We start from the raw sequence: 14835 nt of genomic DNA on the forward strand, positions 1-14835 counted from the left end.
CCCACAGACGAGCCACATGGGTCCCGAGCAGCCCACACTCCCGAACCCGGCCGTTCGACACCAGCCACCTAGGAGGGTCCTGAACGACCTCCGCCCGTAGCGAGCGGCGTCCAGGTGGGTGCATCGCAAGGCGGAGGATCGGGCCGATACCGCTGTTGTATCGGTCCGATCGTCCAACGCCGCGAGGTGCCTGCCTGGGCGTCGCGCAGTAGGGCCGAGTTGTTCAGGGCGCTCCTAGGTCCGAGGGAGTCAGGGTCGCAGGACGGCCGAACGTCCCGAAACAGCAGAGCCGTGACGATCCTGGGATCGGCAGGCCCAGGTAACAGACGAGGCGCGCGGTTGCGCGCATGACAGGCCGCGCATGTCAGGAGGAGCCCAGCAGGCAACAGCGATCCGACAGCCACCTGACAGAGCGCCGCGAGACCCTCCTGGCCGTACCCGGACGCCAACCGCGCGTCCCGCCGAGAGGAGCGATCGTGCCCACGATCCGCAGCCAGCCCCGCTCCGCCACCGTCGACGTCGCCACCGGAGTCCGGCTGCACTACATGGAGCAGGGCGATCCGAACGGCGAGGTGATCGTCTTCGTCCACGGATGGCCGGACTCCTGGTACTCGTTCAGCCGGGTCCTTCACCACCTGCCGGAGCGCTATCACGCCTACGCGCTGGACCTGCGCGGTTTCGGCCGGTCCGACCGGCCAGCGGACGGATACACCATCGACGATCTCGCCGCGGACGTCGTCGCCTTCCTCGATGCTGTCGATGTTGACCGGGCGACTCTTGTCGGCCACTCGATGGGCACGTTCGTCGCGCGCAGGGCCGCGCAGATGGCGCCGGACCGGACGGTGGCTCTGGTGCTCATCGGATCCGCGGAGAGCACGACGAACGCGGTGATGCGGGAGGTCCGTGCGCTGCTCACGGAGCTGCCGGACCCGGTGCCGGTGGATTTCGCCCGGGAGTTCCAGGCCGGCACGGTCCACGTGCGGCTGCCGGATGCGTTCTTCGACGGCATCGTGGCCGAGAGCGCCGCCATTCCGGCGCGTGTCTGGCGCCGCACCTTCGACGGCATCCTCGCCTTCGACGACAGGTCGGAGCTGGCCCGGATCGGTGCGCCGACGCTCGTGATCTGGGGTGAGCACGACGGACTCTTCGACCGGGAGCAGCAGGAACGGCTCACCCGGCGGATACCCGGCGCACGCCTCCGCGTGTATCCCGACGCCGGGCACTGCCCCAACTGGGAACAGCCTCGTCGGGTGGCCGACGACGTCGTCGCGTTCCTCGGCTCCGCCACCAGGTCCTGAGGACTCAGGCGCAGCGGGGCGGGCCGCCGTGCCGTTGCACGCTGTCACGGTCGCAGGACGGCCTTGATGATTCCGTCGGCGCGCGGGTCGAACCCCCGGTAGAAGTCGGGGGCGGCATCGAGCCCTCCGTGATGGGTGACCACTGCGCCGGGACGGGCCCGCCCGGACATGATGAGGTCACGGAGCAGCACGGTGTAGCGGCGGTCGTGCGTGCGTCCGAATCGCACCGAGATCCCGTTGGAGAAGAACGTTGCCCATGGCACTGTGAGGCGGCCGTCGGCGTGCCCGTCGTGGGCCGGGTCCAGGTCCTTCGTGGCGTAGACGCCGATGATCCCCAGATGCCTGGTCGGGTTGATCAGCCGGGCGAGATCGTTGACGACCTGCGTCGGGTTCTCCTCGCCGGGCGCCAGCCGGTCGTGGGCCTGGAACCCGACGGCGTCGATGCCCGCGTGGACACCGCGCATCGCCGCCTCCCCGGGCGCGATGCCGCGGGCTCGGCGCAGTTCCCAGATCTGTTCGACCGGATCGCCCTGGCGGTAGTCGACGGGGATGGCGCCGATCTCGTCGGCCTTCTTCAGCCGTGCGGACACTGCATCGACGACTCACCGGGCGGGCGCACACGCATGACCCCAGCGTGGTCCTGCCGCTGATCTCCTGTCGTCACCGTCAGCGCGTATCTGCGCTGCCCGCGAGCACCCCCACGGGATCCCGGATGACTGGAAGCCAGCTGTGTGCGACGCGAAAACCGGGTGCGGTGCTTGTCTCATGATCGGGTCGACGCAATCAAGCCCGACCCGCGAGCCGTCAGATTTCGAGCCCCGCCTTGTCCGCGGCAGGATTCCGGGGTGTGGGCGACGCGCGGAGCATCGACGGCTTCGAGGAGCTTGTGGAGCCGTTCCGCCGCGAGCTGCAGCTGCACTGCTACCGGCTCCTCGGGTCTGTTCACGACGCCGAGGACGCCGTGCAGGAGACGCTGGTTCGGGCGTGGCGCAGTCTGGCGCGATACGAGGAACGCGGGCAGCTGCGCGCGTGGCTGTACCGGATCGCCACGAACCGCTGTTTGAGCATGATCGAGGTCCGACGCCGGCGTGAGCTGCCGATGGACCTCACACCGGATACGCCGTCGGCGGAGGTCGCCTGGCTGGAGCCGTACCCGGACTCGTGGTTGCCGGCGACCCCACCCGGTCCCGAGGCACGTTACGAGTCGCGCGAGGCGGTGCGGCTGGCGTTCGTCGCGGCGCTGCAGTGGCTACCCGGCCGCCAGCGGGCGGCGTTGGTGCTGCGGGACGTCCTGGGCATGTCGGCACGCGAGACCGCTGAGGTGCTGGAGGTGTCGGTCGCCGCGGCCAACAGCGCATTGCAGCGGGCGCGCGCCGCCGTGGCGGCGGTGCGGGACGAGCGCGGTGCGGAGGACCCCGAGGCGCATCGTGTCGCGGAGCGGTATGCGGCGGCATGGGAGCGCGGCGACGTCGACGCGATCGTCGCGCTGCTCAGCGCGGACGCCCGGTACGCGATGCCACCGGTGCCCGAGTGGTACGCAGGCCAGGACCCCATCCGTGCGTTCCTGCTGCGCGGCCCGCTCACCGACCGGTGGCGGTTCGTGCCCGCCTTGGGCAACGGTCAGCTCGGGTTCGGCACCTACTCGTGGGACGGCGGGCGCCGCGACTGGGTCGCGGTGGCCGTCGACCTGATGTCGGTCCGCGATGGGCGGATCACCGAGGTCCTGTCGTTCCTCGGCGCGGACCATTTCCCACGATTCGGGCTGCCCCTCGTGCTGCCCGGGGACGAGATTCCGCCCGGACGATGAGTTCCGCTCACTCCCTGGGTTGTACGCGGCGACAGCGCCACCACCGACAGGGGAGACGAGATGAGCGACGACGGTGACCTGATCCGGACGATGATCGAGCGTTGGGCGGAGGCGGTGCACGAGGGTGACCTGGACGGGGTGCTCGCCGATCGCGCGGCGGACATCGTGATGTTCGACGTCCCGCCGCCGCACCAGGGTGTGCGGGGGATCGACGAGTACACGAAGACCTGGCCGGGCTTCCTCGAATGGCAGACGAACGGCGCGGTGTTCGAGATCGAGTCGCTGGAGGTCTTCGCGGGCGACGCCGTCGCCTTCGCTCACGCGCTGCTGCGCTGTGGCACTCCTGACGAGCTCGCGCGCAACCCGGAGTCCCGGCTGCGCCTCACACTCGGGCTGCGCAAGGAGGACGGGCGCTGGGTGGTCGCGCACGAGCACCACTCGTTCGCCGACACCAGCGGCGACCAGGACGCCGGCGCCGAGGAACGCGCGGTGCGCGCGGTGCACGCGCACTGGTCCGACCGCACGGCCGCCGGGGACCTCGACGGCCTGATGGAATCCGTGTCCCCGGACGTCGTCTCCTACGAGCACGCCGGACCGCTCCAGTACGTCGGCCGCGACGAGGTGCGCGAGGTGTGCCGGCGCGGGCTCGCGGCGTCGTCCGGGCCCGTCTCCATGGCGACCCCTGACCTGACCGTCCACGTCGGCGACGACCTGGCCGTCAGCTGGGGGCTCGACCACGTTCGCGCCGAGGGTCTGGACGGCGTTCCCGTGGACAGTTGGTCGCGCGCGACACGGGTCTTCGCCAAGAGCGATGGTGCGTGGATGCTGATCCACCAGCACCTCTCGTTCCCCGCCGTCGACGGGGGCTGAGGCGCCCCCGCTGAAACGTGAGCGGGCGGGCCGGACACAGCCCTCCCGGTCATGGCGCGAGGTCGGCGAGGATGTCGTCCATCGTGATCGTCCAGCCCTCGGTCCCGCCTGCGTTGTCGAGAACGGCGACCAGGACGATGGCGTCGTCGTCGCGGTGGGAGAGAAGGACCGGGAAGGCGGACCGGAAGAGACCGAGCGCTGCGGCGTTCTCCGGGAGCACACGGGCGACCAGGCGCCGCACGCCCCTGACCTGGGCCCGCTGGGCGACCGCGGTCACGAGCCTGCGGCCGATACCCCGGCGGTGCCAGGCGTCGACGATCGAGACGGCCATCTCGGCCTCGTCCGGGCGTCCGGTGTTGCGGACCGCGCGGCCGATCCCGACCGGTGTGCCGTCGGCGGCCTCGGCAACGAGCGCGATCCGGTCCCGGCCGTCGACGTCCAGCAGCGCCCGGCGCATCCCCGCGCTCAACGCGGGGATCGGCGAATGGAAGCGCAGGTACCGGCTCCGCGGCGAGAGGCCGGCGAACAGCGCGTCGAGCAGGTCGCCCTCGTCGCGCCGCAGGTCGCGCAGCGTGACCTCCGTGCGCGGCGCGCTCTGCTTGGTTGCCATCGCGTACTCCCTGGTGCCGGCGGTTGGCGTGCACCAGACTGTGGGCGGCAGGGGATCGGCGAGATTTCTGGGGCCGTGAAATCTCCTGGTCAGCAGGTGGTGGCAACGGATGACGGTGGAGTTCCGGCTACTTGGTGACCTCGAGGCTCGACTCGACGGACGCCGCATCGACATGGGTCATGCCCGGCAGCGGTGCGTCCTCGTGGCGCTGCTGGTCGACGTGAACCGTCCCGTCCCCGCGGACCACCTGATCGACCGGGTCTGGGCGGACCGGCCGCCGTACCGGGCCCGCAACGCACTGTCGGCGTACCTGTCGCGCCTGCGGCATCTCATGGTGGGCGCCGACGACGTGCGGATCGCCCGCGAACCCGGCGGCTACGTGCTGTCGGTCGACCCGCTCGCGGTGGACCTGCATCTGTTCCGCCACCTGGTCGCCCAGGCCCGCGCGGCCGACCGTCCCGGGCCTGCCGCGGCGCTCTTCGACGAGGCTCTGGAGCTGTGGCGCGGGGAGGCCTTCACCAGCCTCGACACACCGTGGTTCTCCGACCTGCGCATGTCCTTGGAGGCCGAGCGGCTCGCGGTGACGCTGGACCGCAACGACGTGGCGCTGCTCGCGGGGCGGCACTCCGAGTTGCTCGGCGAGCTGTCGGCCGCGGTCCGTTCCCACCCGCTGGACGAGAGGTTCGCCGGCCAACTCATGCTGGCGCAGTACCGGAGCGGCAGGCAGGCCGACGCACTCGTCACCTACCAGCAGGTGCGGCACCGGCTGCTCGACGAGCTGGGTGCGGATCCGAGCGCGCCCCTGCGCCAGGTGCACCAGCAGATCCTGAGCGGTGACGACGGGGCCGCACGATCCGTCGACGCGCCGCCACCCGCCCGGGAGCCGGGTCCCGACGCCTCCGAGCCCGCGCGGCTCGGTCCGGACCGGGCTCGGAGCAACCTGCCGCGGCGCGTGACCACGTTCGTCGGGCGGGACCAGGAGGCCCTCCAGGCCGCGGCCGCATTGCGCGACGGACCGCTGGTGACGCTCACGGGGGTCGGCGGTGTCGGCAAGTCCCGGCTGGCCGTCGAGGTGGCTGCCCGCCGGCACGCGCGGTTCCCGGACGGAGTGTGGCTCTGCGAGCTCGCTCCGCTGGTCGACGGCGGAGCCGTGAGCCACGCCGTGGCGGCCGCGCTCGGGGTGAAGCAACAGCACGGCCTGACGATCGAGCAGACCGTGATCGAGTACCTGCGCGTTCGGCATCTGCTGCTCATCGTGGACAACTGCGAGCACGTCCTGGACGCGGCGGCGAAGCTGCTCGACCAGGTGGTGCACCAGTGCCCGGACGTGGCGCTGCTGGCCACGAGCCGGGAGCCGCTCGGCGTCGAGGGGGAGCGGGTCCTGCCGGTTCCCCCGCTCCCGGCGGAGGCGGCCACCGTGCTGTTCGCCGATCGCGCCAGGGCCAACCGGCCCGACTTCCGCCTCGACCGTGAGGCCGTCGGCGCGGTCGCCGAGATCTGCCGGCGGCTGGACGGCCTGCCGCTCGCCATCGAGATCGCCGCGGCCAGGATGCGGGCGATGAACGCGGCGGAGCTCGCCGGCCGGCTGGACGGCGGGCGCCTCGTGGCCCGTGGCCCGCGTGGCACCCCGCCCCGCCACCAGAGCCTCGCCGCCGCCATCGACTGGTCCTACCGCCTGCTCTCCGAGCCGGAGAAGGCCCTGTTCGCACGGCTGTCGGTGTTCGCGGGCGGGTTCGACCTCGACGGCGTGCACGGTGTCTGCGCCGAACCGGGGACGACGGGGGACGACACGCTCGACCTGCTGACCGGGCTGGTCGACAAGTCCATGGTCGCCCCGGTGAACAGCGCGCCCAGGTCCCGCTACCGGGTGCTGGAGACGCTGCGCGCCTACGGGCGGGAGCGCCTGCGGGAGGCGGGCCTGGAGGCCGGGCTCTCCCGGCGGCACGCCAGGTACTTCACCCAGCTCGCCGAGCAGGCCGCCCGCGCCATGCACGGAGCCGACGAGCGGGAGTGGGTCGAGCGCGCGCTGCCCGACTACGACAACCTGCGCGCCGCGTTCGAACGGGCGGCCGCGGACCGGGACGCCGACCTCGCCCTGCGGCTGGTCACGTCGCTGCCGGAGCTCGCGCACCTGCGGGTCGGCTACGAGTCGGCGGACTGGGCCGAACGGGCGCTCGACCTCGCCGACCCCGACCATCCCCTGTTCGCGGCGGCCGTCGGTTCGGCTGCGCGGGGCGCGTGGAACCGCGGCGAGTTCGCGCGAGCCCGGTCACTGGCGGCCACCGCAGGCGGGCGCATCCCCGGGCGCGGCACGGGCCGCGTCGCCTATCCCGGCGACGTGCTCGCGGACGTGGCGCTGTACGAGGGCGACGTCGACGCCGCGCTGCGGCACTACGACGCCGAGGTGCTGCGCGCCCGTCGCGACGACGACCCGATCCGGCTCGTCTGGACGCTGTACTACGTCGCGGTGTGCCATGCGGTGCGGCGGGCGTCCCAACGCGGCCTTCCTGCCGCGCAGGAGTCCCTCGAGGTGGCGGAGAAGACCGCCAACCCCACCGCGCTGTCGATGGCGAGCTACGCCCTCGGCTTGGTTCTGAAGAAGACCGACCCGGACCGGGCGCTCGCGCTGTTCGACGAGGCGGGCGAGCTGGCCGCGTCGGTGCGCAACTTCTGGTGGCACGGCACGGCGCTCATGGAGGCCGCGGCCACCCGCGCGGTGCATGCCGACCCCGCGGGGGCCGCGCGAGCGTTCATCGAGGTGCTCGACCACTGGGACCGCGTGGGGGACTGGAGCCAGCAGGGGATCAACCTGCGGTACGTGGTGCGCCTCCTGGTCCGGCTCGGCGCCGACGACGACGCGGTTGTCCTGCACCATGCGCTCGTCGCGGCGGGCAGACCCTCACCGCTCGACGCGGCCCGTCTCGACGTGCTGGCCCGCGGCCTCGGCGAGCAGCGGTTCGCCGCCGCGGCACTGTACGGCGCGGGCCTCTCAGGCGCCGCCGCGGTGCGGCAGGCCAGGGCGAGCCTGCGGCGTCATGCGGTGGGAAGGGCCTGACCAGCGCATTTCACGGCCACCGAAACTCTGTCGATACCTCCCCGCGCACAGTCCGGCATATCGGACTACCCGCACGAGGAGAACGAGGTGACCATCATGTCCAGCACGGTGGAGCAGAACGCCGACCGCGAGTTGAAAGCCAAGCACAGGGCGTTGTGGGCGTCGGGCGACTACCCGGCGGTCGCCGTCGATCTCATCCCGGCGCTCGGGCCCGAGCTCGTCAGGGCCTGCGGGGTGCGGGCCGGCCAGCGCGTCCTGGACGTGGGCGCAGGCTCCGGCAACGCCGCGATCCCCGCCGCGGAGCAGGGTGCCACCGTCACGGCGTCGGATCTGACACCCGAGCTCCTCGACGCCGGCCGGCGGTTCGCGGCGGGCCGTGGGGTCGACCTGGACTGGGTCGAAGCCGACGCCGAGGCGCTTCCGTTCCCCGATGACCATTTCGACGTCGTGATGTCCTGCGTCGGAGCGATGTTCGCGCCGCGCCACCAGACCGTCGCCGACGAGCTGGTCCGGGTGTGCCGGCCGGGCGGGACGATCGGTTTGATCAACTGGACGCCCGAGGGGTTCATCGGCAACCTGTTCCGCACGATGGCCCCGTACGCGCCGCCGCCTCCGCCCGGCGCGACCCCACCGCCGCGCTGGGGCGACGAGCAGCACGTGAAGGAGCTCTTCGGCGATCGGGTCACCGGACTCGACATGCGGCGCCAGCAGACCGTGATGGACCACTGTGCCGACCCGGCCGAGTTCCGCGAGTACTGGAAGCGGAATTACGGGCCGACGATCGCGGTGTATCGGTTCAACGCGCCAGACCCCGGGCGGATCGCCGATCTCGACCGGGACTTCCTGGAGTTCCTCACCACCTGGAACCAGGGCAGCACGACCGGGCGGACCGCCTACGAAGCCGAGTACCTGCTGGTCACCGCCCGCAAGCGGCAGGCGTAGCAGCGGTCACGGCGACCGGGGAACCAGCGGGGTGACCACATGTCGGTGAGGCAGGAATCGAGCACCACCTCAGCGATGGCGCGGGCGGGCTGCCGGGACTCGATCGCGGTGATCGTCGCGTACCTGCCGTTCGGGTTGGCGCTCGGCGCCACGCTGGCGGCCGGAAGCGTGCATCCGCTGGTCGCCTGGTCCTCCTCGCCGCTCCTGTTCGGCGGTGCGGCGCAACTGCTCTCCGTGCAGATGCTCGACGCCGGGGGGAGCGCGGCAGTGGTCATCGTGGGCGCCCTGGTCGTCAATGCCCGGATGCTGCTCTACAGCGCCTCGCTGGCCCCGCACGTCCGAACCTGGCGTGGCCGGTGGAGGTGGGTGGGCGCCTACTTCCTGGCCGACCCCGTGTACGCGCTGACCCTCGCCCGGTTCCGCCGTCCCGACCACGGCGGCGACGCCCGCGACCGGCTCGCCTACTACCTCGCCGTCGGCCTCACCCTGTGGACGGCGTGGCAGCTGATGACCGCGGCCGGCACGGTGCTGGCCGGGGTGCTGCCCGCATCGCTTCGCCTGGAGCTCGCGGCGCCGCTGACCTTCCTGCTCCTGCTGCTGCCGATGCTCACCAGCCGCTCCACCTACGCCGCGGCCGGGGTCGGCGGGGCCGTCGCGGTGGCGGCGTCGGGGCTGCCCCTCGGGCTGGGACTGCTCGTCGGCGCCACGGCAGGCATGATCGCCGGCGCCCTGGTGGAGGGCCGTCATGCGTGAGCTGCTCATCCTCGTGGCGATCGGGCTCGGGACCTACGCCATGCGCGCGGTGTTCCTCCTCGGAGTCCGGGCCGAACCGTCGCCGGCGATGGCACGGCTGCTGGCGCACGTCGGGCCTGCGGTCCTGGCGGCCATCACCCTGCCGGCCCTGGTCGCGCCTCGGGGCGAGGTCTCGGTAGCGGAGAGCCTTCCCGCGCTCGGTGCCGCAGCGGTCGCCTGGATCGTGTGGCGGCGCACTCGGAGCCTGCCGGGCGCGCTCTTCGGCGGGCTCGGGTCATGGTGGCTCGTGGGCTGGGCTCTCGCCGCACTCTGACCCTGGGCCGTTCGGTCGCTCGACACGAACCGGGGTCGGTGGTGCACTGGCCGGTCCCAGTGTCCCGAGGAGGGTCGCCATGGCCAAGTTCGCACTGTTCTTCAACTACAAGCCCGAGACGTGGGACGCGATGGTGAAGAAGCCGGGGGACCGGACTGCCGCGGTCCGGGATCTGGCGTCGAGCGTCGGCGGCTCGTTGGAGTCGCTCTACTACATGCTCGGCGATCGTGACGGGATGGTCGTGATGGACGTCCCGGATGTGAGCAGCGCCGCCGCACTCTCGCTGGCGGTCAGCAGCTCCGGCGCCTTCTCACACGTGGAGACACGTCAGCTCATCGACCCTGACGACATGCCGTCGACGCTCGAGATGGCGGCCCGGGCTCGGGATTCGTACCGGACACCGGGCACGTAGCGGATCCGCTGCCAGTCAGTTAGGGCTGCGACGCCGGCAACCCGAGCAGTTCGAGGTTCTCCGCGCCGATGAACGCTGTGATCTCGGCGATCCGGTCGCCCCGCAGCGTCAGTACGTCGACCGACCACGGGAGATGCATGCCAGCCTCGTCGTTCCAGAGGTAGCTGCCCACCGCCGGCTGCCCGTTGGCGGTGGTCGGGATGTGGCGCCAGGAGCCGCACTCGGTCATCGGAACCTTTACCGCGAACTCGGTGACGGCCTCGATGCCGTGGTACCAGTGCGGCAGCGGTGGCATCGACCAGGTGACGTCCTCGGTGAGCAGCGCGACCAGGGCGGCGGCGTCGCCGCGCTCCAGCGCGCCGGAGAATCCGGCGACGATCCCGCGCAGCCGCGCGTCGTCGACGCTGTGCAGCGTCTGCTGCTGGGTGCGGGGCGGAACCCGCTCAGCCACCAGCTTCCGGGCCCTTTGCAGCGCACTGTTCACCGAGGCCGTGGAGGTCTGCATCATCGCGGCGATCTCGGCAGCGGAGAAGCCCAGCACCTCGAACAGCAGCAGCGCCGCCCGCTGGTTGCCCGGGAGGTGCTGCAGCGCGGCGACGAACGCCAGCTCGACGGCCTCCCGCTGCTCGTAACGCGCGTCGGGGCGCGCCCGACCCGATGCGAGGCCGGCGTCGGCGTAGGGGCCGAGCCAGGCGACGTCCGTGAGCGGGGCGTCGCCGACGACGGTGTGGTCGCTCGCGGGACCGAGGTCGACCGGCATTGCGCGTTTCCCGCGCCGCGAGACGGCGTCCAGGCAGGAGTTGGTGGCGACGGTGTAGAGCCACTTGCGCAACGAGCTGCGGCCTTCGAAGCGCGGGAGTGCCTGCCATGCGCGCACGAGGGCGTCCTGCAGGGCGTCGTCGGCGTCGTGGCTCGAGCCGAGCATCCGGTAGCAATGGGCGTGCAGCTCATGCCGGAGCGGCTCGACCAGCCGGGAGAACGCGGCGGCGTCGCCGGCCTGGGCGCGGGCCAGGCGCAGCTCGTCGGAGTCCTCGGAGTCCTCGGAGGCCGGGGCCGCGGTCCGCGTGAAGTTGTCGCCCACGCGATGATTCTGCCTCAGGAGAGGAGTCTCGTTCCGCGACCGCACCACCGAAGTTCCAGGAGGCTCCGATGAACGACACGGCAACCGTCACGGCAGGATCCCTCGAGGTCCCGGGCGCACGGCTGCATTACGAGGTGCGGGGGAAGGGGCCGGTGGTGGTGCTCGTCGGCTCCCCGATGGATGCCGCCGCCTTCGCGCCGGTGGCCGACCTTCTCGCCGTCGACCACACCGTGGTCACGCTCGACCCGCGTGGGATCAACCGCAGCTCGGTGGACGACCGGGCCGTCGACTCGACGATCGAGATGCGTGCCGACGACCTCTCGCGGCTGCTGACCCACCTCGACGCCGGACCGGCAGCGGTGTTCGGCTCCAGCGGCGGCGCCGTCGCCGCGCTGGCCCTCGTGCAGGCCCACCCCGAGCAGGTCCACACCGTCATCGCCCACGAGCCCCCGCTCGGCGAGCTGGTCGACGACCGCGAGCAGGTCCGTGTGCAGACCGATGATCTGGTCGCCACGTACCTGGCCGGGGACGTGACGGGGGCCTGGCAGAAGTTCTTGGCGCAGGCGAACATCGACATGCCCGAGGGCGCCGTCGAGCAGATGTTCGGGGGTGAACGCGACCCGCAGGCGGTCGCGGACGAGCACTTCTGGTTCGCGAACGAGATGCGCTCGACCGTCTCATGGCGCCCCGACGTGGCCGTGCTTCGCGACGGCCCGACCCACGTCGTGGTGGGCATCGGGGAGGAGTCCGGCGGCCAGTTCTGCGACCGCACGTCGACCGCGCTCGCCGCCGCTCTGGGCATCGAGACCACCACGTTCCCCGGTGACCACATCGGGTTCGTCCACGTTCCCGAGCGGTTCGTGGTCGAGCTGCGCGCGGTCCTCGGTAGGAGCTGAGCGACACCGATGACCAGCCGGCAGACTGCCCCCACCACCCCGCAGCCGCTCGACCACCGCTTCACCGCGCCGCTGGAGAAGGACGGGACGTACGCCACGTTCGTCACCGTGCCGGGCTCCGCGGAGCTCCTCGGGACGCGGCGGGCGGTGAAGGTCGGCGGGACGATCGACGGCCACCCGTTCACAGCGACCCTGATGCCCTCGGGCGCCGGCCCGCATTGGCTCCCCGTCAGGGCGGCGCTGTGCAAGCTCATCGGGAAGGACAAGGCCGGGGAAGAGGTGGAGTTCCGCCTCGACCAGCGCTTCAGCTGACCCCTCTCACGCCGACGGCGGGCGCCGCCCCGACGCTGGCCGTCGCGGTGAACGCCTCCGGTTTCCAGGTCGCCGCCGCGTTCGCCGGCTGGCTCGGCGGGCGGATCACGGAGAGCGCGTGGGGAGTGCGGTCGATCCCCCTGGCCGCCGCGCTGCTGACGCTCGTGGGTCTCGCGATCGCGGTCCACTGCCTGCGGCGGGACAGCCGGACGAGCCCGGCCGCGGTCACCGCGGCCCGGGCGGCTTCGCCGTTGTAGTGGTGGCACCGATCGTCGGCATCGGCCGGTGGTCCTCGACCACCACGCCAATCGGTCCGGGATCCGGCATCAGACCGTCGTAGGAGCCGGGCACGGTGAGCCAGAGGTTCGACGTGGGCGCGCTCGCGCTGCCCAACATCATCAGCTGGACCGGAGCGTCCGGCGCACCGCCCGGGTCGATGAACGCAGCGCGGGGGACGATGTCCAGCTCGTGCCGTTCGGGGTTGAGCACGACCACGATCGCGGGGGTGAGCCGGGCGATCGCGACGGGTCCGGCCTGCCTTCCGCGGGTGGACGACACGTACACGTTCGACATGCCCACGAAGCAGGCGAAACGGTCGTTGATGGCAATGGCGGTATCGCCGCCGGGGCTGGTGAGCAGCACCTCCGTGGTGCGCCAGTCGCTCGTCGGCGGATAGTCGGCGGTGCGGTTCCGCGCGACGACGGCGTCGGCGCACCGGGTCAGCGCGTTGTCGGTCAGGGGGTCGCCGCTCATGACGGGTGGTCCGGAGGCCAGCTGTTCGAGCCCGGGCGCCTCGGCACCGGGCGATCCCGGGCCGGGAGCGGACACCGCCACCATCGTCGTCACGGTGACGGCGGCGACGACCGCTGCTGCGGTGGTGAGGAGGGGTGCCAGGCGCCTGCGCTGCGGGGAGTCCATCCCGGACAGCACGGTGTGCAGCGCGCGTTCGCGCACTTCGGCGGGCAACTGGCGGGTGGGCGGCAGACCGAGCTCGTTCATCGGACCTCCTCCGGGAGCAGGGTGCGCAGCCGGGCCCGTGCCCGGGAAATGCGCGAACGCAGGGTGGCTTCGGGGATGCCGAGCGCCTGTGCGGCGTCGGTCTGGGACAGCTCGGCGACCATGCAGAGCGCGACTGCCTCGCGCTGAGTCGCCGGCAACTCAGCGATCGCGGCGAGCACCCGGTGCAGGCGGCGCCGGTCGTCGAGCGAGGTCACCACTGAGTCGGCGTGGTCGGCCACGTCGGGCGCCGGGCCGACCCGATGGGTGAGCCTGCGGAACCGGGCCCGGCTGCGGCCCTCCGTCCGCGCCTCGTTCCCCGCGACGGCGAGCAGCCACGGCCGTGCCGACTCGGCGACGAAGCGGACGTTCGCCCGGCGCCGCCACGCGGTGAGGAACGTCGCGGCCAGCACGTCCTCCGCGGTGGTCGGTGACGCGGTGAGCCGGTAGGCGTGGTTCCACACCGCATCGGCGTGGCGGTGGTAGAGCACGGTGAAGGCGTCCCGGTCGCCGCGCTGCGCCAACGCCCACAACTCGTGGTCGTCGACGGGAGGTGCGTTCACGCCGGCCAGCCCCTCTCTGGTCGTCATACCCGTGAGTGGCCGGCACCCGCCTGGCCGTTGCACGCCGCCCTCGGCGATCTCCTCCTACCGGGCCACCCGTGCCGGACCGTGGCGTCAGGTCCGCAGGTAGGAGGCCCCGTTGACGTCGACGATCGCCCCGGTGGTCGACTCCGCGCCCGGCGTCGCCATGAACACGACGACCCGGGCGATCTCGTCGGGGGTGGCCGCACGCAGCAGCGGGCTCTGCGCCCGTACGGCCTCGCCGTCGGGCCCATTGAGGTAGTCGTTCGCCATGTCCGTCTCGACGAAGCCGGGCGCGACGGCGGTCACGTAGATCCCGTGCGGCGCCAGCTCGCGCGCGAGCGACTGGCTGAGGCTGTTCAGCCCGGCCTTGCTCGCCCCGTAGGCGGTGTGCTCCGGCTCCCCGCGGAACGCACCGCGAGAGGTGACGTTGACGATCCGCCCGCCGCCCGCGGCCACCATGTGCGGCACGACCTCGTGGACGAGGTTCGCCGGGCCGACGAGGTTGGTCTCGATCGTGCGGCGCCACGACTCCTGCCACTCGGCGTACGACGTGCCGAGCACCGGGTGCCGTTCGTAGATCCCCGCGTTGTTGACCAGCACGTCGATCCGCCCGAGGCGGTCGACCACGTCCTGGACGAGGGTGCGGACCTGGTCGGGGTCGGCGACGTCGGCCTGCAGCGCGAGGTGGTCGCCCGCGGGGAGCCCGGCGAGCACCTCCTTGGCCGCGGCGCCCTGCGTCCGGTACTGGACGACGACGGTCGCGCCCGCCGCGGCGAACCGCTCCACGACGGCCCGGCCGATCCCGCGCGAACCACCAGTGACGAGCACAACCGTGCCGTCGAACGTGCCTTCGAAGGTCATCGGGACAGCTTGCGCCATCCGCGTGCGCGGGCAGCATGCAGC

General features: G+C 72.2%; 17 protein-coding genes. 11 read left to right on the forward strand and 6 right to left on the reverse strand.

The genetic code is table 11. The features are described from left to right. The first annotated feature begins 476 nt into the window (after positions 1–476). Positions 477–1298, forward strand: a complete 822-nt coding sequence (locus ABD143_RS28705; RefSeq protein WP_343984570.1) for an alpha/beta fold hydrolase — start codon at positions 477–479, stop codon at positions 1296–1298. Positions 1299–1342: 44 nt separating this feature from the next. On the opposite strand, the gene ABD143_RS28710 is transcribed toward ABD143_RS28705, so the two are convergent. Next, complete coding sequence (locus ABD143_RS28710; RefSeq protein WP_343984571.1) at positions 1343–1888, reverse strand: MDR/zinc-dependent alcohol dehydrogenase-like family protein; 546 nt, start codon at positions 1886–1888, stop codon at positions 1343–1345. A 257-nt stretch (positions 1889–2145) separates the two neighbouring features. Between ABD143_RS28710 and ABD143_RS28715 the strand changes: the two genes are divergently transcribed. Together ABD143_RS28715 and ABD143_RS28720 are read left to right on the forward strand one after the other, a co-directional pair. Continuing rightward, a complete protein-coding gene (locus ABD143_RS28715) occupies positions 2146–3105 on the forward strand; it encodes a sigma-70 family RNA polymerase sigma factor (protein ID WP_343984572.1) in 960 nt (319 codons plus the stop codon). Positions 3106–3165: 60 nt separating this feature from the next. Continuing rightward, positions 3166–3975, forward strand: a complete 810-nt coding sequence (locus ABD143_RS28720) for a YybH family protein (protein WP_343984573.1) — start codon at positions 3166–3168, stop codon at positions 3973–3975. Positions 3976–4024: 49 nt separating this feature from the next. Here the strand turns inward: ABD143_RS28720 and ABD143_RS28725 are convergent, their stop codons facing one another. Continuing rightward, positions 4025–4585, reverse strand: a complete 561-nt coding sequence (locus tag ABD143_RS28725) for a GNAT family N-acetyltransferase (protein ID WP_343984574.1) — start codon at positions 4583–4585, stop codon at positions 4025–4027. Positions 4586–4694: 109 nt separating this feature from the next. Here ABD143_RS28725 and ABD143_RS28730 point away from each other — a divergent pair, with 109 nt between their 5' ends. The 5 genes from ABD143_RS28730 (at position 4695) to ABD143_RS28750 (ending at position 10060) form a co-directional block, all read left to right on the forward strand. Next, positions 4695–7640 (forward strand): AfsR/SARP family transcriptional regulator, encoded by a 2946-nt coding sequence (locus tag ABD143_RS28730; protein ID WP_343984575.1) that lies wholly within the window; start codon positions 4695–4697, stop codon positions 7638–7640. 96 nt (positions 7641–7736) lie between these two features. After that, complete coding sequence (locus ABD143_RS28735) at positions 7737–8582, forward strand: class I SAM-dependent methyltransferase (RefSeq protein ID WP_343984992.1); 846 nt, start codon at positions 7737–7739, stop codon at positions 8580–8582. 39 nt (positions 8583–8621) lie between these two features. Continuing rightward, positions 8622–9335: an AzlC family ABC transporter permease gene (locus tag ABD143_RS28740; protein WP_343984576.1), complete on the forward strand. Its 714-nt coding sequence runs from the start codon at positions 8622–8624 to the stop codon at positions 9333–9335. Continuing rightward, positions 9328–9648: an AzlD domain-containing protein gene (locus tag ABD143_RS28745; protein WP_343984577.1), complete on the forward strand. Its 321-nt coding sequence runs from the start codon at positions 9328–9330 to the stop codon at positions 9646–9648. Before ABD143_RS28740 ends, ABD143_RS28745 begins: the two co-directional genes overlap by 8 nt. Before the next feature lie 79 nt (positions 9649–9727). Beyond that, positions 9728–10060: a GYD domain-containing protein gene (locus ABD143_RS28750; protein WP_343984578.1), complete on the forward strand. Its 333-nt coding sequence runs from the start codon at positions 9728–9730 to the stop codon at positions 10058–10060. 19 nt (positions 10061–10079) lie between these two features. Here the strand turns inward: ABD143_RS28750 and ABD143_RS28755 are convergent, their stop codons facing one another. Then, the gene (locus ABD143_RS28755; protein ID WP_425563749.1) at positions 10080–11141 is read right to left on the reverse strand and encodes a sigma-70 family RNA polymerase sigma factor; all 1062 of its coding nucleotides are present in this window, start codon (positions 11139–11141) and stop codon (positions 10080–10082) included. 68 nt (positions 11142–11209) lie between these two features. Between ABD143_RS28755 and ABD143_RS28760 the strand changes: the two genes are divergently transcribed. Genes ABD143_RS28760 through ABD143_RS28770 form a run of 3 tightly spaced genes read left to right on the forward strand, consistent with a single transcriptional unit; the run spans position 11210 to position 12606 of the window. Then, the gene (locus tag ABD143_RS28760; RefSeq protein WP_343984579.1) at positions 11210–12037 is read left to right on the forward strand and encodes an alpha/beta fold hydrolase; all 828 of its coding nucleotides are present in this window, start codon (positions 11210–11212) and stop codon (positions 12035–12037) included. A gap of 9 nt (positions 12038–12046) precedes the next feature. Next, positions 12047–12349, forward strand: coding sequence for a DUF1905 domain-containing protein (locus ABD143_RS28765; protein WP_343984580.1), 303 nt, complete (start codon positions 12047–12049; stop codon positions 12347–12349). A gap of 47 nt (positions 12350–12396) precedes the next feature. Next, positions 12397–12606, forward strand: coding sequence for a hypothetical protein (locus ABD143_RS28770; protein WP_343984581.1), 210 nt, complete (start codon positions 12397–12399; stop codon positions 12604–12606). Here ABD143_RS28770 and ABD143_RS28775 read toward each other — a convergent pair. The 3 genes from ABD143_RS28775 to ABD143_RS28785 all read right to left on the reverse strand — a co-directional run bounded on the left by ABD143_RS28775 (position 12575) and on the right by ABD143_RS28785 (position 14793). Then, the gene (locus ABD143_RS28775; RefSeq protein WP_343984582.1) at positions 12575–13348 is read right to left on the reverse strand and encodes a hypothetical protein; all 774 of its coding nucleotides are present in this window, start codon (positions 13346–13348) and stop codon (positions 12575–12577) included. The genes ABD143_RS28770 and ABD143_RS28775 overlap by 32 nt on opposite strands. Next, complete coding sequence (locus ABD143_RS28780; protein WP_343984583.1) at positions 13345–13935, reverse strand: RNA polymerase sigma factor; 591 nt, start codon at positions 13933–13935, stop codon at positions 13345–13347. Before ABD143_RS28780 ends, ABD143_RS28775 begins: the two co-directional genes overlap by 4 nt. Before the next feature lie 87 nt (positions 13936–14022). Then, positions 14023–14793: an SDR family NAD(P)-dependent oxidoreductase gene (locus ABD143_RS28785; protein WP_343984584.1), complete on the reverse strand. Its 771-nt coding sequence runs from the start codon at positions 14791–14793 to the stop codon at positions 14023–14025. Positions 14794–14835 lie beyond the last annotated feature (42 nt).

Source organism: Pseudonocardia aurantiaca, from assembly GCF_039526725.1.
GTDB lineage: Bacteria > Actinomycetota > Actinomycetes > Mycobacteriales > Pseudonocardiaceae > Pseudonocardia > Pseudonocardia aurantiaca.